Source organism: Sphingobacterium sp. (assembly GCF_032065005.1).
Classification (GTDB): Bacteria; Bacteroidota; Bacteroidia; order Sphingobacteriales; family Sphingobacteriaceae; genus Sphingobacterium.
In genome coordinates this window covers 93,834-112,657 of sequence record NZ_DAMBMM010000012.1, presented here as the reverse complement: position 1 = coordinate 112,657, position 18,824 = coordinate 93,834, and the positions used below count along the sequence as shown (strand labels likewise).

The 18,824-nt window shown below is 40.2% G+C and carries 15 protein-coding genes, 1 other RNA gene and 1 riboswitch; of the genes, 9 read left to right on the top strand and 7 right to left on the bottom strand.

The window, feature by feature from the left end; genetic code table 11:
• Positions 1-548: 548 nt before the first annotated feature.
• Together RT138_RS16685 and RT138_RS16680 are read right to left on the bottom strand one after the other, a co-directional pair.
• The gene (locus RT138_RS16685; RefSeq protein ID WP_313191585.1) at positions 549-1,199 is read right to left on the bottom strand and encodes a hypothetical protein; all 651 of its coding nucleotides are present in this window, start codon (positions 1,197-1,199) and stop codon (positions 549-551) included.
• Positions 1,200-1,267: 68 nt separating this feature from the next.
• Entirely contained in the window at positions 1,268-1,879 is a 612-nt protein-coding gene (locus RT138_RS16680) for a WbqC family protein (RefSeq protein ID WP_313191584.1), read from the bottom strand.
• Between the two features lie 75 nt (positions 1,880-1,954).
• Between RT138_RS16680 and RT138_RS16675 the strand changes: the two genes are divergently transcribed.
• The 8 genes from RT138_RS16675 to RT138_RS16640 all read left to right on the top strand — a co-directional run bounded on the left by RT138_RS16675 (position 1,955) and on the right by RT138_RS16640 (position 11,597).
• Positions 1,955-2,821: a lysophospholipid acyltransferase family protein gene (locus tag RT138_RS16675; protein WP_313191583.1), complete on the top strand. Its 867-nt coding sequence runs from the start codon at positions 1,955-1,957 to the stop codon at positions 2,819-2,821.
• Positions 2,822-3,853, top strand: coding sequence for a glycosyltransferase family 2 protein (locus tag RT138_RS16670; protein WP_313191582.1), 1,032 nt, complete (start codon positions 2,822-2,824; stop codon positions 3,851-3,853). It abuts the gene before it with no gap.
• A 122-nt stretch (positions 3,854-3,975) separates the two neighbouring features.
• Positions 3,976-5,994, top strand: coding sequence for an NAD-dependent DNA ligase LigA (gene ligA / locus RT138_RS16665; protein ID WP_313191581.1), 2,019 nt, complete (start codon positions 3,976-3,978; stop codon positions 5,992-5,994).
• A 28-nt stretch (positions 5,995-6,022) separates the two neighbouring features.
• The gene (gene dapA, locus RT138_RS16660; protein ID WP_313191580.1) at positions 6,023-6,901 is read left to right on the top strand and encodes a 4-hydroxy-tetrahydrodipicolinate synthase; all 879 of its coding nucleotides are present in this window, start codon (positions 6,023-6,025) and stop codon (positions 6,899-6,901) included.
• Between the two features lie 90 nt (positions 6,902-6,991).
• On the top strand, positions 6,992-7,423 hold the full coding sequence (locus RT138_RS16655; RefSeq protein WP_185211468.1) for a hypothetical protein: 432 nt from the start codon (positions 6,992-6,994) through the stop codon (positions 7,421-7,423).
• A gap of 223 nt (positions 7,424-7,646) precedes the next feature.
• Positions 7,647-7,760, top strand: a riboswitch (SAM riboswitch).
• A 242-nt stretch (positions 7,761-8,002) separates the two neighbouring features.
• Entirely contained in the window at positions 8,003-9,310 is a 1,308-nt protein-coding gene (locus tag RT138_RS16650; RefSeq protein ID WP_185211467.1) for an O-acetylhomoserine aminocarboxypropyltransferase/cysteine synthase family protein, read from the top strand.
• A 44-nt stretch (positions 9,311-9,354) separates the two neighbouring features.
• On the top strand, positions 9,355-10,416 hold the full coding sequence (metX, locus tag RT138_RS16645) for a homoserine O-acetyltransferase (RefSeq protein ID WP_313191579.1): 1,062 nt from the start codon (positions 9,355-9,357) through the stop codon (positions 10,414-10,416).
• Positions 10,416-11,597 carry a homoserine dehydrogenase gene (locus tag RT138_RS16640; RefSeq protein ID WP_313191578.1) on the top strand — a complete coding sequence of 394 codons (1,182 nt, stop codon included), beginning with the start codon at positions 10,416-10,418 and terminating at the stop codon, positions 11,595-11,597. Before metX ends, RT138_RS16640 begins: the two co-directional genes overlap by 1 nt.
• A 594-nt stretch (positions 11,598-12,191) precedes the next feature.
• On the opposite strand, the gene RT138_RS16635 is transcribed toward RT138_RS16640, so the two are convergent.
• Positions 12,192-13,571: a sigma-54 dependent transcriptional regulator gene (locus RT138_RS16635; protein ID WP_185213641.1), complete on the bottom strand. Its 1,380-nt coding sequence runs from the start codon at positions 13,569-13,571 to the stop codon at positions 12,192-12,194.
• A gap of 49 nt (positions 13,572-13,620) precedes the next feature.
• An RNA gene (rnpB, locus tag RT138_RS16630) (RNase P RNA component class A) lies at positions 13,621-13,987 on the bottom strand.
• A gap of 199 nt (positions 13,988-14,186) precedes the next feature.
• Here rnpB and RT138_RS16625 point away from each other — a divergent pair.
• Positions 14,187-14,606, top strand: a complete 420-nt coding sequence (locus RT138_RS16625; protein WP_313191577.1) for a hypothetical protein — start codon at positions 14,187-14,189, stop codon at positions 14,604-14,606.
• Positions 14,607-14,704: 98 nt separating this feature from the next.
• On the opposite strand, the gene RT138_RS16620 is transcribed toward RT138_RS16625, so the two are convergent.
• The 3 genes from RT138_RS16620 to argS are packed head-to-tail and all read right to left on the bottom strand — an operon-like array spanning position 14,705 to position 18,758.
• Complete coding sequence (locus RT138_RS16620) at positions 14,705-15,901, bottom strand: aminoacetone oxidase family FAD-binding enzyme (protein ID WP_313191586.1); 1,197 nt, start codon at positions 15,899-15,901, stop codon at positions 14,705-14,707.
• Entirely contained in the window at positions 15,901-16,974 is a 1,074-nt protein-coding gene (locus tag RT138_RS16615; protein WP_313191576.1) for a Gfo/Idh/MocA family oxidoreductase, read from the bottom strand. Before RT138_RS16615 ends, RT138_RS16620 begins: the two co-directional genes overlap by 1 nt.
• A 2-nt stretch (positions 16,975-16,976) precedes the next feature.
• The gene (gene argS, locus RT138_RS16610) at positions 16,977-18,758 is read right to left on the bottom strand and encodes an arginine--tRNA ligase (protein ID WP_313191575.1); all 1,782 of its coding nucleotides are present in this window, start codon (positions 18,756-18,758) and stop codon (positions 16,977-16,979) included.
• Between the last annotated feature and the right edge of the window lie 66 nt (positions 18,759-18,824).

Below are 18,824 nucleotides of genomic sequence, written 5' to 3'. Positions count from 1 at the left end.
TCAGAATAAAAATGCGCTAAAGAGGGATTCAGAGTGAAACGAAGAATCTATTTTTGTTTTTTTAAGGAAAATTTGGTCATTTCGAAATCGTAAGATGAGAAAGCTATTTTTTCTGATTTGTGTCCATTCAGAAAGATTTATTGAAAAATATTTCACCCCCAAGGTTTCACTAAAATTTAAAATCTTGTCATTGCTAGGAATGTATAAAAATAAAAATACCTGAGATTGGGAATCTCAGGTATTTTTCCAAACCAATTATTAACCTAAATTATGAAATTATGAATTTACTATCTAAACGGTAACTAAATATCTTTATTATAAGGGATTGAATTTTTTTATTTTTTTCTGGAAGGTCTAAAAACAAAAATACCCGGAGCGGAGAACTCCAGGTATTTTACCAAACCAATTATTAACCTAAATATTTTCTATTTATCTAGATAGTGTATTAACGACATATACCTTGCCATATTGTACGAAATCATAAAAAAAAGACCACTTTTTTTGAAGAAAACATATAAGTTGTTGATTTTCAGTTAAATAGTTTTATATTATTTTGAAATAACTTCTACAACTTTATCGCTTAATTTAGTAATATCGGACTTCAGACCGACCATTATTGAAAGCACATTCACCGGATTACCCTGCATTTTCCTGAAATTGTGTAGATAACCTATCTCCATGCCCAAGAAAAATCCCTTGAATTTATAATCTGATCCTACCCCCATTTTTATGGCCGGGGATATACTGTACTCATAATTAAGCTCTACCGTACCATCTCCCTTATCTTCAGAACGGGGTTCCATATTAAGAGCTCCGGAAGGACCAAGATAGGCGTAGGTATTCAACCTTTCCCACTGCTTACGCATCCCTCCTGCCAAACTCAATACATACATCGTAGACCTTGCATTCTTTAAGACCCGGTTGTATTCTGAATCATCCAATAATTGATCGTAGCCAAAACTCAACATATACAAGGTGGGTTGCAGGTAATATTTTGGATTTTTCAAGGAGATATCCAATCCCATACTTCCTGTAAATAGCTTTGTAGTGAGGACGTTCTTGGTTTTCCCCAAAGGGAATGACAGGCCAGTTCCTCCAAAATAGTACACTTTACGGTAATGTAGGGTATCAGCACCGGTTTGTGCAAATGCTGAAATCGCCATAAAAAAGCAAAAGCAGATCAATACAATTTTCTTCATGAAATAGACGGTTTAAACACAGAACGCTAAACATAAAGAAATTGTTTCAAGAAGAAAATAAAAACTGATTAGAAATAGTTTTTCGACTGTGGGCCTTGACTGAACAAAAGGTCTATGCTACTCAAATTAGGGAGAAACCCATTCTTATCCTCAAACAACTGATAATATGGCTTTTGTTGCTGTATTAGAGACGGCAATTTAGGATGGATTGCTTTCCGAAAATCTATTTCGTTAGGCGATTCTGCCTCATATTTTTCACTGAGCACAATTTCACGGTTGATCTTGAGCAGTTTGAGAATCAGCTTCAATTGGTCCACATTAAACTCTAGGAGATGGCTATATTCTTTTTCGTAAAATTCACGGAAATCGTCCTCATAGTATTCAAAATAGGCCGAGCTACGGTAAGCTGTCTGAATACTTAACCAATGCAGCCTTTGCCAAGGATGGTCGTAATTGATCAAAACATCCTTCATGACCTGTCTCTGTTTTTTACCGTGCTGTATAGGCACTAACAAATCCAGCACCCCATTTGCAGTAGCAATTTGAGTTCGGGTACGGAAGGTCTGTTTGGGAAAGTTTTCAAACTGTTCCACGACAATGGGACCATCGTTATTTTTTATGGTTTGTAAATAACTGATATTAGGCAGGTAGAGTGCCGGTAAAAGAATTCCTGTTGACATAAACGAATATTCACTTCAATTTGTCCGCAAAAATAACTTTATTTGGGGATATTTGTAAAGTACTTTAAAATAGGCATGAAGGAAAAACTGATTTACGGGACATTGTATTTGCTATCACTTCTGCCCTTTTGGTGCCTTTACCTGATCTCCGACTTCCTTTTCGTCCTGATTTACTATGTGTTCGGCTATCGCAAGAAAGTGGTCTTTGAGAACCTGAGGAATGCATTTCCAGAGAAACCCGAGGAGGAGATCATACAAATAGCCTATAAATTTTACCGTTATTTCCCCGATCTATTGGTGGAATCGGTAAAAATGGCGACCATCAGGCCCGAAGAAGTCATCAAGCGCATTGAATTATTGAATCCTGAGGAAGTGTATCAATTTACTGATCAAGGGAAAGGTGTGATCGGGGTGACCTCGCATTATGGGAACTGGGAGTTATCGATCCACCGGTTATCGTTGATGATGGATGTACCCGAGCTGATTGTCTACAAACCTTTAAACAATAAAGTCTTCAATAAGATTCATAATCAGATCCGTTCGCGGTTTGGAGCAGAAATGGTCCCCATGAAACAGATCTTAAGACATATTATAAAGTTGAAAAATGTTCCGCATATTAGTATGTTTGTAGCGGACCAGACACCTACCTATCAGGATTCTGATTATTTCATGGAATTTTTGAACCAAGACACCTTGGTTTATACAGGTGCCGAGCGTATTTCAAGATTGACGAAGTTTCCGGTGGTTTTCTGTGAGGTCAGGAGAAAGAAGAAAAGAGGATATTACAGCTGTAAGTTTACCACCTTGGTGGAAAATCCAGATGCCTATCCAGAACATGAGATTACCCATATCCATAATAGGTTTACGGAAGAAATCATCCGTTCCGAACCTGCCTATTGGTTATGGTCCCATCGTAGATGGAAGCGTAAAAGAAGAAATTAAATGTCAAATTACCCGAAAGTTGCCGTTGTCATATTAAATTGGAACGGGAAGTATTTCTTGGAGAAATTCCTTCCTTCGGTATTTAATAGTACATACCCAAATATAGAGTTTATTATCGGCGACAATGGATCGACCGATGATTCCATTAGTTATGTGGAGGAGAACTTCCCCATGTTCAAGATCATTCGCAACAGCGAGAACCTAGGTTTCGCTGGCGGGTACAATGAAATCCTGAAGCAAGTGGAAGCGGATTATTACATCCTATTGAATTCCGATGTAGAAGTTTCAGAGAACTGGGTTGAGCCAGTCATCGCTTATATGGAGCAAGACCCATTATTGGTAGCCTGTCAACCTAAGATTCAGGCATACCATAGCAAGGGTGAATTTGAGCATGCAGGCGCTGCCGGAGGCTATATTGATTATTTTGGATTTCCATTCTGTCGAGGACGGATCTTGGATAAAGTAGAAAAAGACCAAGGCCAATATAATGATGCCCAAGAAGTGTTCTGGGCGACAGGTGCCTCTCTGTTCATTAAATCCAAGGCTTGGAAAGAAGCAGAAGGATTTGATGCTGATTTCTTTGCCCATTTTGAAGAAATCGATCTTTGCTGGAGATTAAAGCGAATGGGCTATAAGGTGGGCTATTGTCCAGATTCAATTGTCTACCATGTGGGCGGCGGAACCTTAAAAACCAGCAATCCCCAGAAGACCTACCTCAACTTCCGGAACAATTTGGTCATGATGCAAAAGAACCTATCGGTTGCTGCTGGGATTTGGAAAATATCGTTGCGATTATGGTGGGACTTATTTGCTTTAATCAAGTTTCTTTTTGATGGAAAAACGGCGGATGCCTGGGCTGTAAGCCGTGGTCATCAGTATTTTTTTCGGAATTTCTTTAAAACAGCAAAGAAAAGAAAGAAATATGCGCAAAAAGAGAACAAAAAAGGACAATATAAGAATTCCATTATTTGGGATTATTACATGAATAAAATCCACAAATACAGTGACCTTCATGATAATAATTTCCATTAATCGCGAAAGTCCTGAATTATCTTTTCCCAGATAATTTTCATTGTTTTGCAACACTTTACGGTAGTTGCCAAATTTTGTTTTAAATTATTTTACCCTTAATATATTTTGTATTTTCGTGGTCTATGTCAATAGATATTCAAGCGAAGATAGCAGAACTTACACGTGAGCTGAACGAATATAATTATCAATATTATGTTTTAGCGCAACCCTCCATTTCCGATTACGATTTTGACCATAAATTAAAGGAACTGGAAGCGTTGGAACTCCAATATCCTGAATTCAGAGATCCTAACTCCCCTACCCTAAAAGTTGGCGGAGATATCACACAAAGATTCCAAACTGTTCGTCATAAATGGCCAATGATGTCATTGGGCAATACCTATAACGAACAGGAGTTAAAAGACTTTGACAACAGGGTCAGGAAGGTGGTTGGTGATCAGGTTCAATACGTTGCTGAATTGAAATTTGATGGTCTATCCATTTCTATTTCATATGAAAACGGAAAATTGGTTCAGGCAGTCACCCGTGGGGATGGAACTCAAGGCGATGACGTGACCAACAATGTGAAGACCATCCGCAGCATACCGCATCAACTGAGGAAAGGCGACTATCCTGAAAGCTTTGATATCCGTGGGGAGATATTCATGCATAAATCGGCCTTTTTGAGGTTGAACAAAGAAAGGGAAGAAAATGGAGAGCAGACCTATGCCAATCCAAGGAACTTTGCTTCTGGAACCATCAAATTACAGGACTCCTCGGAAGTAGCAAAAAGACCTTTGGACTGTTTCCTATATTTTCTGTACTGCGATAACAGAAACAAATTATTCCACGACCATTGGCATAGCATCGAGGAAGTGAAATCATGGGGATTTCCAGTTTGCGAACATAGTAAACTGTGCAATTCCATCGAGGAGGTATTGGAATTCATCCATCATTGGGATGAGGCCAGACACCAACTTTCCTATGAGATCGACGGAATCGTGATCAAGGTAAATGACTTTGCACAGCAGGAAGAATTGGGCTTTACGGCAAAATCTCCGCGTTGGGCAATATCCTATAAATTTAAAGCGGAACGGGTTGAAACGATCTTGAACAGCATCAGCTATCAAGTTGGGCGTACAGGGGCAGTGACTCCCGTAGCGAACCTGAAACCAGTCCTGTTGGCTGGAACAACAGTAAAGCGTGCTTCTCTGCACAATGCCAATGAAATCGAGCGACTGGGCTTGCACGAACATGATACGGTCTTTGTAGAAAAGGGCGGTGAGATCATTCCGAAGATTATTTCAGCAAACGTTGAAAAGCGTCGCGAAGGAGCTAAACCATTTGTATACCCTACTCACTGTCCAGAATGTGGCACAGCCTTGATCAGGGAAGAAGGCGAAGCGGTTCATTATTGTCCGAATGAGGATGGATGTAAACCGCAGATCGTTGGCAAGCTGCAACATTTCATCGGCAGAAAGATGATGGATATACAAGGCTTAGGCGACGAAACCATCGAAACTTTCTTCAAGCTAGGTCTGATCCGAAAAATTTCGGACATCTATACCCTAAAAGACAGGGAGCCTGAATTGGTCGGCATAGAACGATTTGGACAAAAGTCCATAGATAATATGTTGAAAGGCATCGAACAGTCGAAGAACAAGCCCTTTGAGAAAGTATTGTTTGGCTTGGGCATCCGCCATATCGGTGAGACCGTAGCCAAGAAATTGGCGCAGCATTTCAAGAACATCGATGCGATCCGTGCTGCTACGGTAGATGAAATTCTTTCTGTTCAGGATATAGGCTTGCGCATAGCCGAAAGCATCAATGCCTATCTGGTTAATCCAGAGCATTGGGAAGAGATCGAAAAACTAAAGGCCATGGGCTTACAGTTTGAGATTGAAGAAAAGGAAGTGTTATTAGCCGGCGATAGCCTCTTGGGCAAAACCTTTTTGATATCGGGCGTATTTGCGGACCATTCCCGGGAAGAATTGACAGAACTGATTGAGTCGCATGGCGGAAAGATGTTAAGCAGTATTTCTTCAAAACTGAACTATCTGGTGGCAGGGGACAAAATGGGACCATCGAAATTAGCGAAGGCAGAAAAACTACAGGTACCGATGATCTCGGATGTTCAGCTGCTGGCGATGATCAATAAATAAGAATAAAATAAATAAATATACATAAACGATGAACGAGCTTCAAGGTGCGGGAGTAGCATTAGTCACTCCATTTCACGCAGACGGCACAGTAGATTACGAAAGCCTCGGCAATCTGATAGATTTTCAGATTGAAGGTGGCATTGATTATTTGGTTTCATTGGGTACCACTGGAGAAACAGCTACCCTAACCCAAGATGAGCGAAAGAAGCTGTGGCAATTTACTTCGAAGCACGTAAATAAGCGTATTCCATTGGTTGCTGGTATTGGCGGAAACAACAGCTATGAAATCGTGGAGCAGATCAAGAACTTTGAGGTCCTTGACTATGCTGCGATCCTTTCGGTTTCTCCATACTATAACAAACCAACACAAGAAGGCATTTATCAGCATTATAAAGCAATCGCGGAGGCTTCTAAACTTCCTATTATCCTTTATAATGTACCAGGAAGGACGGGCAGCAATATCAGTCCGGCGACCACGGTTCGTTTGGCCAAGGATTTCAAGAATATTGTAGCGACCAAGGAAGCATCGGGTAATTTTGCACAGTTCAGTGAGATCCTTCGGGACAAACCAAATGACTTTCTCCTGATTTCTGGGGATGACCCTGTTACATTGCCTATGATGGCGATGGGTGCTGCCGGAATCATTTCGGTTGTCGGCAATGCCTACCCTACCAAAGTTTCAGCCTTGGCACATCTATGTCGCGAAGGAAACTATGTGGAAGCAAGAGCCATTCACTCGGAATTATTGAAGATCATCGACCTTTGTTTTATTGAGGGAAATCCTGCTGGTGTCAAATATATCCTAGAAAAGAAAGGGATTGGCAAAGACCATGTTAGGCTTCCATTGGTTCCGGTAAGTGATAAGACCAAAGAAGCGATCGATGCAGAGATGCAGCTACTCGGTTAAAAAAAATATAAGGTTGGCAATGGAAATTCGCCAACCTTTTTTATTTTTAGGTATTCTTTTTGTTACCAAATAGAAACTGAATCAAAAAAAATGGAAACAACTAACCCACAACCTAGCACTAAAGGTTCAAAGTTCAAGAAATTTATCAGCTGGTTTTTACTTATTCTATTTCTGGCATTTGCCGGATTTGTTTATTTCAAATATTATTTTGTATTTGGAGAAGGCGTTAAATCTGGTGTTTTGAATTATGCGGTAAAAAAGGGAAATTTATTCAAAACCTATGAAGGGAAGCTGATCCAAGAGGGAATCCGTTCACAGAAGACGGGGACCGGTCTTTCGAGCAATGAATTTGAATTCTCCATTGAAAACGACTCAGTTTTCCATATCTTGGAACTGAATAGTGGGAAAGCCTTTGACCTTCATTATAAGGAATATCATGGCGTATTACCATGGCGTGGGAATACACGCTACGTGGTAGACAAAATCATTCAAATGCGCGATGCGAAGACAACTACCTTTTAGTTGATCGGAAATAGATATCAGAAAAATATTGGGGCTTCAACCGACGTTAGAGAAGGGACTAACAAAGGTTGAAGCCCTGGTCTTTATAGGGAAAAGTGGTAAAGGGAACTGCCAAAGAATAAACTTTTCAGAAAAAGATTGCAAAATTAAATTTCGTGAACTATATTTGCGGAGTACTTCGATAGTGGTACGCTAATCATTACCTCTCTAAAAAGATGGTCTTGATTTATAAAGAAGTGGCGAGAGACTGGCTCAATGACCCACTGGCAACCTTCAATAAGGATTGAAAAGGTGCCAATTCCTGTCCGAGGCAATAAAGCCCAGGAGCATATAAATGAAATAGACTATGACTTCAAAATTTTCAAAATCGGAATTAGTGTATCTTGTTGGAAAACCAGCAACAGATCCCAACATTCAATTTATTTCCAGCTGTATTATTTGCATTACCCGAATGCGATAGTCGTCACTATGTTTGAGCACGAGGAAAAAGTGCAAAAATAATAGCAAACAGACGACCAATAGCACAGCAAGAAAGGAAATCATATATTCAATTTACTAACATCAATAATCAACATAAAAATGGCAGACAACAAAAATCTTAAATTTGAAACACTACAAGTGCACGCAGGTCAGGATGTAGACCCTACAACTGGATCAAGAGCATTACCTATATATCAGACTACCTCATACGTTTTCGAGAATGCGGAACATGGCGCGAATTTATTTGCCCTTAAGCAATTTGGAAACATCTATACCCGGATCATGAATCCAACCACGGATGTTTTTGAAAAACGTATCGCGGCATTAGAAGGTGGTGTGGCAGCAGTAGCTGTATCTTCCGGTCAGGCAGCACAGTTCTTGGCATTGACCAATATCCTTGAGGCGGGTGAAAACTTTGTTTCAGGATCAAATCTTTACGGTGGTACCTATAATCAGTTCAAGGTTTCGTTTAAGCGATTAGGCATTGAGGCAAGATTTGCTGAAGATTCAGATGCTGATAAAATTGAAGCCTTGATCGACGATAAAACAAAAGCGATCTACGTGGAAACCATTGGGAACCCAAGTTACAATATTCCTGATTTCGAGCGTATCGCATCGGTTGCCAAGAAACATGACCTACCATTGATCGTGGACAACACTTTTGGTGCTGGTGGTTATCTGTTCAAACCATTGGAGCATGGTGCTAACGTGGTGGTAGAATCGGCAACAAAATGGATCGGTGGACATGGAACTAGTATTGGTGGAGTGATTATCGATGGCGGTAACTACAACTGGGGAAATGGTAAATTCAAACAATTCTCAGAGCCTTCTGAAGGTTACCATGGTTTAGTATTCTCCGATGTATTCGGTGAAGGTGGACCATTTGGGAACATTCAATTTGCTATCCGTGCTCGCGTTGAAGGATTAAGAGATTTCGGCCCTGCCCTATCTCCATTTAACTCATGGCTTTTGGTACAAGGTCTGGAAACCTTGTCACTACGTGTTCAACGCCATGTTGACAATACCTTGGAAATTGCACAATGGTTGGAGGCACATCCTCAAGTAGAGCAAGTAAGCTACCCAGGATTGAAGAACCACCCTTACCATCAGAATGCACAAAAATACCTGAAAAATGGATATGGTGCGGTATTATCATTTACCATCAAAGGCGGCGTAGATAAGGCGAATGAGTTTATCGACTCTTTGGAATTGATCAGCCATTTGGCGAACGTAGGAGATGCAAAATCCTTGATCATCCATCCTGCGGCAACCACACACCAGCAATTGAGCGCTGAAGCGCAGAAAGCAGCTGGAGTCGCTCCAGGTCAATTGAGACTATCGGTGGGTATTGAGCACATCGACGATATTAAAGCAGACTTAACACAAGCATTTGACAAAATCAAGTAAGTGGGGGCTTAACTGATTTTTTAGGAGGAAGATAATTAAAGAGAATGAGTGTAAAGACTTTCGGATATAGCCAAGACTTCGAATTAGAGAGTGGAAAAAAACTGGCAAATCTACAGATAGCCTACCATAGTTATGGTCAGCTAAATGAGGACAAGTCCAATGTGATTTGGGTATGCCATGCATTGACTGCAAATTCAGATGTTTTTGACTGGTGGCCAGGATTATTTGGCGAGAATGAATTATTTAATGATAAGGATTATTTCATTATCTGTGCCAATGTATTGGGCTCACATTATGGGACGACGAATCCCCTATCCATTGACCCTAATACCAATCTACCCTATTATTCGGACTTTCCTCAGTTCACGATCAGAGATATTGTTAAAGCACATGGACTATTAGCTGATCATCTAGGGATCCAAGAAATCAACACTTTGATTGGTGGTTCCCTAGGCGGTCAACAAGCTTTGGAATGGACGGTGTCCAAAACCATAAAGATCCATAATCTAATTGCTATCGGGACGAATGCGTTTTTCTCACCTTGGGGAATCGCATTCAATGAAAGCCAAAGGCTCGCGATCGAGGCAGATGCCAGCTTTAAAGAGCAAAGGGATGATGCTGGATTGAACGGATTAAAGGCGGCCCGCAGTATGGCATTATTGTCCTATAGGACTTACAATGCCTATGGAACGACCCAAGTGGAATCGGACCATGACAAAACAGATGCTTACAAGGCATCCTCCTACCAAGCCTATCAGGGAGACAAATTAGTCAAGAGATTCAATGCATTTTCCTATTGGTATTTGACCAAGGCCATGGATAGCCATCATCTAGGCAGAGGCCGTGGGCAGGTGGAGCAAGTATTAAGCTCGATTGAGGGCGTCAATGCCCTGATCATCGGTATTCCATCGGATGTGCTATTCCCTCCTCAAGAACAGGAATTTATCGCGAAACATATTCCAAATGCGGAATACTATGAGCTGCATTCCTTTTTTGGACATGATGGCTTCTTAATTGAAACAAAAACCCTGACTCAAGTCATAGGCAACTTTCTTGAGAAACATAATACAAAAGCAGAAAATCACTTAAATTTAATTAAAGAATAATGAGTAAGAAACTTACCATCGGGATGTTTGGATTTGGTGTGGTGGGACAAGGTTTATACGATATCATAAAAACAAAGCACTTAAACTTAGAGATCAAGAAATTTGTTATCAAGAACGCAGACAAAAAAAGGACCTTGCCTGCAGAATTGTTTACCACAGATGCCAATGCTATTCTGGAAGACCCAGAGATCAATACCGTGGTTGAATTGATCGATGATGCCGAAGCTGCTTTTGAGATTACAAAAAGAGCATTGACAACAGGAAAGAATGTTGTTTCTGCCAATAAAAAAATGATCGCCACCCATCTAGAGGAATTGACCGAGATCCAAAATCAACATGGTACTTCCCTATTATATGAAGGTGCAGTCTGTGGTAGTATCCCTATCATCAGAAACTTAGAAGAATACTATGACAACGAGCTTTTGCACTCTGTAAGCGGTATCTTCAATGGTTCTTCCAACTACATCCTTTCCAAGATCTTCAATGAAAACCAAAGCTATGATGAGGCATTGAAAAGAGCACAGGAATTAGGATTTGCAGAAACAGATCCTACATTGGATGTTGGTGGTTATGATCCAAAATACAAATTGGCCATTGTAGCTTCTCATGCTTATGGCATTTACATCAACCCAGATGAGATCTTAAATCTAGGGATCGACACTTTGGGCAATGCCGATATCAGATATGCCAGAGAGAAAAACTATAAAATCAAATTGATCCCTTTGGCCAAGGAGATAACAAATAACAAGGTTGTCCTTTATGTGCTTCCTAAATTTATCTCCAAAGGCAATATCCTGCAGAATGTGGAAAACGAATACAATGGGGTATTGGTTAAAGCTGCCTTTGCCGATGAGCAATTTTTCTATGGTAAAGGAGCCGGTGGCCACCCGACGGGTTCTGCGGTACTGTCAGATATTGCTGCATTAAGATATGATTACAAATATGAGTACAAAAAACATTTAGAGGCGCAACAGGTTGAATATTCGACTGACTATGCTCTAAAAGTTTACTTCCGATATGAAGATGAAGATGTTTTGGAAAACATTGATTTTATCAGTATTTCCGAGCGGTTCTTTAGCGATGATCACAAATATGTGATTGGAACCATTAATCTTCAAGAAATTATCGCCAAGCGCGAAATTATCCATCAACAGGGTAATTTTTTAGCTGAAATCATTTAATTCCATTTTAAATTAAGATAGAAAGTGTTTTTCCTGAAAAGGATTAACACTTTTTTTATTTCGGAACGATTTCTATTTAGGTCATAAAGAGGTTGAAATTCAATCAGATATCTTCTATAATATTTGAAAATTTTTGTTTTTTGAAATAAAAAAGCAACTAAATAGATGATAATTAGGTTTTCAGGGTAACATTATCATTACAATAGCGGATTTTGGCATTTAATAGGTTAAATAATTGTTAATACATTTGCTTTGTCATGGTTTTTGCGTTATATTATTCGTATATTATTATATAAACTTAAAAAACAAATTGATCATGAGAAAGTGGAATGTGTTAGTACTACTAAATGCAGTATCTATTGGTTTGTTTGCACAGGACAACACCAACGCTAGCACGAGTGAGGGATCTGCATTACCGTATTTAATAATCGGAATTATAGTTTTGACCGTTGCTATATATATGTTATATAGTCGACAAAAACGGAAATTCAACGATTAACAACGTATTAAAATATACGTATAATAAGAAAAGGCCTGATTAGATCAGGCCTTTTTCCTTGTATTGTGTTTGTATAATATTTCAGGATATTATGCTTAGTCTCTTTTCAGTCCGAATTTTTCGATCTTACTGTACAGGTGACTTCTTTGTATATCCAGGTCATCAGCTGTTTTGGAGACATTCCAATTGTTTCTTTCCAATTTATATTTAATGAATTCGCATTCAGAGAAGTCCTTAAAGTCTTGGAAAGAGGTAAATTGTTCCATATCAAATCCATTGCTCGTATGGTTTCCGGCAAGGCTATTTGCAGTGATCGGACCGCCTGGGTTAGCAAATTTCAACACATCTTCTTCAGTGATTTTCTTATCACACAAGATGATCAAGCGTTCGATCATGTTCCTTAGCTCACGGATGTTACCACTCCAAGGCAAAGATTGTAGGGCTTTCATGGCATCTGGTGTAAAAGCTTTGACAGGCATGCTATATTCTGCACACACTTCTTCGCAGAAGGCATTGGCTAAAGTTGGGATATCGTCCTTACGTTCGGCCAAAGAAGGCACATGGATCAAGATAACACTAAGACGGTGGTACAAGTCCATACGGAAGTTGCCCTCTTCAATCTCTTTCAAAAGATCTTTGTTGGTCGCAGCAATCACACGTACATTGACATCGATTTCTTTTTCGCCACCTACCCTAGTGATTTTATTTTCCTGCAATGCCCTCAATACCTTTGCTTGCGCAGAAAGGCTCATATCACCGATTTCATCCAAGAAAAGGGTACCATTGTTAGCTTGTTCGAATTTTCCGATACGCTGTTTTACCGCTGAGGTAAAGGATCCTTTTTCATGGCCAAACAATTCAGATTCGATCAATTCGGAAGGGATTGCGGCACAGTTAACTTCGACCAAGGTAGAGCTAGAGCGAGAGGATTTCTCGTGCAGCCAACGCGCGACCAATTCTTTTCCGGCACCATTGGCTCCGGTGATCAATACACGGGCTTCTGTTGGGGCAACTTTGTCAATGGTATCTTTGATCAAATTGATACCCGAAGAGTCACCAAGGATTTCTTTAGTTTTGGAGATTTTACGTTTCAGGACTTTTGTTTCCTTGACCAAGGAGCCTTTTTCCAGGGCATTCCTTACGGTAATCAATAACCTGTTGAGGTCAAGAGGTTTTTCCAGGAAGTCGAAAGCACCTTTACGAGCAGCTTCAACAGCTGTTTCGATGGTACCATGACCTGAGATCATGATGAACGGGATGTCCGAAAATTCTTTTGCAGCGGTCAGTACTTCCATACCGTCCATTTTGTTCATCTTGATATCACATAATACCAGGTCGATTTTTTCTTTCTGCAAGATCTTCAGTCCGTCCTCACCGTTGTCGACATCTAGGACTTTATAGTCTTCATATTCCAAGATATCACGTAACGAGCTACGGATTGGGCGCTCATCATCTATAATTAAAATTGTTGTCATAACTTAACACACTTGTTTATAGGCAATAGAAAATGTACAATAATCAAAAAAAGAAGCAAACCTTGTAAGCCGGGTTCTGTATTCTAAAATAAGAATCTCTATCATTTATCTAGGTCTGCATTCACACACAGACTCCATCAACCTACCCATTGCAAGTGCCCGAAGGCAGAAAACGAGCCGCTTTCTAATCTTGCAACCTATTTGGTCTTTCAACATACGAGGTTTACCGAGATGTATGTCGCCATACAAATCCGTGAGCTCTTACCTCACGTTTTCACCCTTACCCCGAAGGGCGGTATATTTTCTGTGGCACTTGCTGTCTGATAAAAATCAGCCTTCCCGTTAGGAAGCGTATCGCCCTATGTTGCCCGGACTTTCCTCTCCATGTAACATGCAGCGATAGAACCAGTTTGCTTCAATGTGCAAAACTACGAAAAATTCAATGGAATAAGGCTAAACATACATATTTGATAGAATTGAAAAATAAATAACAAAAAGAGAAAATATTTTTTCATCCCGCTGTAGCATGAAGATTTTTATTGTCGTTATATGATAAAACATAAGTCGACGAGATGTTCTTTTTAATTATTTATTAAACATTATTTATAACTTAACATGAAAACTACTACATTTTTAAGGACATTATTAGCTGTTACAGCAATGGCAGGCGCATTGACTACTATTTCTTGCACGAAGAAGGAGGATCCAAAACCAACAAAGAAAAAGACCAAGATAGTAAATGTGGTCTACAGAATTAACTCGCAGGTAAAAGATTTGAAGTTAAAATCTTTAGTGGTAACTGGATACAAAGGTCAAGATTCAACTATCGTAGTTAAAGACACGGACAAACTTCCAAGAGAAATCAGATTGAGAAGACCGGCTCCGGCAAAGAACGCTGCATTGAAGATCAAAACTACCGTAGACAAACCAGGAAAAGTGAACCTAGAAATTTTGGTTGACAATAAATCAGTAAAAAAATTAGAGGCTAACATTACTGACATTAAAAAAGAAGGCCTTTTAGAGCACAAGTTTTAATCACATAAACCCAAGAACAAGAAACTACTTTTTTCCAAAATAATTACCAAGGCTGTACCTCATAGGTTGCAGCCTTTTTTAATATCCGAAAGTTCTGATTATAGATCTTGGGCGATGGCAAAACCAGCTGCCCAAGCCCATTGGAAATTGTATCCGCCCAACCAGCCTGTGATATCCACAGCCTCGCCACCGAAATAAAGGCCTTCCTGCTTCTTGCTTTCCATGGTCCTAGGGTTCAATTCATCAGTGGCTATCCCTCCTCGCATAACTTCAGCCTTATCATAACCTTTATCGCCGGCAGGCTTCACTTTAAATTGATGGATGCTGTCTGATACCAATTTAGCATCAGCCTTGCTCAGGGAGGCTATTTTTAGCTGAACAGGCAGGAACTCGCCAAGTGCATCCACCATTTTTTTGGTAAAATGGTCGTTCAACAACTGCCCAATGGTCCTTTTTCCAGCATTGTTTCTTTCTTCCTTGATCAGGTTGTCCAAATTGAATTTGGGCAAAAGATCAATGGTAAACTGTTCTCCCGGTTTCCAATAGGATGAAATCTGCAAGATTGCTGGTCCACTTAGTCCCCAATGGGTAAAGAGTATATTTTCTTCAAAGGAGATCTTATCGTTATATACCCTAGAGAATACGGAATTTCCAGCAAGTGAAGCATACCAGTTCGCATCTTTGCCGGTAATGGTCAATGGGGCCAATGCCGGTGCTGTTTCTACTATTCTATGGTTAAACTTACGTGCCAGCTTAATGGCAAAATCGGATGCCCCTAGTTTAGCAACAGGTAAACCTCCGGTAGTTAAAACGACCTTAGGTGCAGATATTTTTTCTTTTTTGCCGTTTTTCTCATAGCTTATTTCGAATCCGGCATCTGTTTTCTGTACATCAGTCACCAAGGTATCTAACCAGATATCCTGTCCTGTATCATACATCAACTTGGTAAAAACAGCGACAATATCCTTGGCTTTATTAGAGACTGGAAATAACTGACCTAAGGTCTTTTCCTGGCCTTCAATATTCCCAAACTGTTCGAAGAAGGTAATGGTATCTTCCACCGTCCATTGGGAAAACACGGCATTAAGGAATTTCGGATTTTCTGAAACGAAATTATCTGTTGAGGTATATAGGTTTGTAAAATTACATCGACCACCACCAGAGATCAGGATCTTGGCACCAGGTTTTTCATTGCGTTCAATCAATAAAGTCCTTTTTCCCAGCATTCCTGCCTGCACCGCACACATCAGTCCGCAGGCACCAGCTCCAATGATTATCGCGTCATAATCTTTCATTAGGAAATCAGCTCTCCTTCCAAAGAAATGGTTCTTTGTTCTGCCCAAGATTTTTCTGCGAGCTCCAATATGCGAATAACATCGCGAGCTTGCTCAGGCTTGATAAACAGGTCTTCCTCACCTTTGATGGCTGCGACAATATTCTTATAGAAATCCTGGCCTGAACCAAATTCGCTTTCAATTTTCTCTTCCACATCTTTTCCATTTTCCAGAATGGAAAGGGTACCCTGAAAGGCTGGATCTTCCTTGCCCCAGTCCTGGATATTTGCAGGAACTGCTCCATCGCGCAATAAAGCTTCCTGAGCATCTACGCCCCATTTTACAAAACAGCCGTTCATTCCATAGACAGCGTACCGAGCGGTGGAGATTTTTGCCAGCATCTGTCCTTTGAGGGACACCTTGATGCCTGGAAAGGACAGGATAAACTCGAAATCATCGATAGCCTTGGCCCCATCGCGTTGGACACGGAGGTCAGCGAAAATGGACTCTGGTTTTCCAAAGACCTGCAATGCCTGATCGATCAAATGAGCACCTAGGTCATAGTGTATGCCTGACCCCGGAAGGTTCTCTTCACGCCAAGCTCCAGCCCTCAAAAAGTTCCTGAAACGGTCGTAACGTGCTTCATAATTCACCACCCGTCCCAATCTTCCAGATTCAATTACTTTCTTAACGGTTTTGAAGTCTGAATGAAAGCGGGCATTGTGATGTACGGAAAGTAGAAGTCCCTTTCCTTTTGCCAATGCAATCAATTCATCGGCCTCAGCACTATAATTCGTGAACGGTTTTTCAACGACCACATGCTTACCAGCTTCAAGAGCTGCTTTCGCTAGACTGTAATGCACATCATTGGATGTAGCGATCGCTACGATATCCACTTCAGGATCATTGATGATATCATCTGCAGACAATACCCCAATAGCATTGGGATAGCGCTCGGCCAACATTTGCTGTTGTTCAGGTTTGCGTGCAGTGACTTTGTATAATTCCAGATCAGGATTGCCATCAATAAATGGGGCATGAAAAACATGCCCCCCTATTGAAAATCCGATTAATCCGACTTTAAGATTTTTCATAGTTACATTCTTTCCGGTACTTGGATCCCTAGCATGTTCATGCTTTCTGCAATAATCCTGGCTGCCGAAGCAGACATTTGCAGACGGAAACCTTTGACATTTTCGTCTTCAGCTTTTAGGATCGTTTCCTCGTGATAAAATTTATTATAAAGTTTTGCTAGATCATAAGCATAATTAGCCAATTGCGCCGGACTGAATTCTTGCGCAGAAGCTTCGATGATAGCAGGATAATTTGCCAATGCCTGGATCAGGTCGCGTTCGTACGGTGAAATAGACGCAGGAGTTTTCACATCGGCGCCAGTATATTCCGCTTTGCGAAGCACTGATTTAATCCTTGCATGGGTATATTGTACAAATGGGCCGGTATGACCTTGGAAGTCTACCGATTCATTTGGATCAAAAAGCAAGCGTTTTTTAGGATCTACCTTTAACAAGAAATATTTAAGGGCTCCCATACCGATGGTTTGGTATAGCGAAGTTTTTTCTTCTTCATTAAAGCCTTCAGTCTTCCCTAATTCCTCTGTTCTTTCCTTCGCCGTTTCGATCATTTCAACCATTAGATCATCGGCATCTACGACTGTTCCTTCTCTGGATTTCATCTTTCCAGAAGGAAGGTCCACCATACCATAGGATAAATGGTTAAGGCCATTTGCCCATTCCTTGCCAAGTTTTTTCAAGATAGCGAACAACACCTTGAAATGGTAATCTTGCTCATTTCCTACGACATAGATGGATTCATCCATCTTGAATTCATCATATTTCAATTGTGCAGTTCCTAAGTCCTGAGTGATATATACGGAAGTCCCATCCCCTCTAAGCACCAGCTTTTGGTCAAGGCCTTCATCGGTTAAATCAATCCAAACAGAGTTGTCTTCTTTTTTAAAGAAAACTCCTTTTTCAAGACCTTCTTGGATGATATCTTTACCTAAAAGGTAAGTTTCAGATTCATAATAGAATTTATCGAAGTCTACACCCAGCTGTTTGTAGGTTTTATCAAATCCTGCATATACCCAGCCATTCATGGTTTTCCAAAGGTTGATGACCTCAGCATCGTTTGCCTCCCATTTTTGGAGCATCACTTGTGCCTCTTTCATCAATGGAGCATTCTTTTTAGCTTCATCTTCGGTTTGGCCTTCTTGTTTCAGTTGGTCAATTTCCTTTTTGTATTCTTTATCGAAAACTACATAATATTTACCAACTAAATGGTCACCCTTTAAACCTGCGGATTCAGGTGTTTCACCGTTACCGAACTTTTGCCAAGCAAGCATGGATTTACAGATATGTATCCCTCGGTCGTTGACCAAGTTGGCTTTTATCACCTCATAACCGTAAGCTTTAAGGATTTCGGCCACGGAATAGCCCAATAAGTTGTTACGAATGTGACCTAGGTGCAAAGGTTTGTTGGTATTGGGTGAAGAATATTCCACCATCAGTTTTTTACCGTTTTGAGGATATTTTCCGAATGAATCAGGGAGGATGGTTTTGTTCAACAGTTCTATCCAGTAATCATCAGAGAAACTCAGGTTCAAGAAACCTTTGATCACATTGAAGTCGCTGATCTCTTGGATGTTTTCTTTTAGATAAGTACCTATTTCATTTCCAGTAACTTCCGGAGATTTTTTAGAAAATCGGGTAACCGGAAATACTACTAAAGTGATTTGACCTTCAAACTCTTTTCTAGTCTCTTGTAATGCGAGTTGAGAAGCAGGGATTTCTGCTCCATACAATGCATTTACCGCTTCAACTGTCTTCTCAATAAGCAGCTCTTGGATTGATTTTGCCATGTAAATATTTCGTAATATTCGTAACTTTCTGATAATGAATTTAAAAAATAACGCGTTGATTATTTA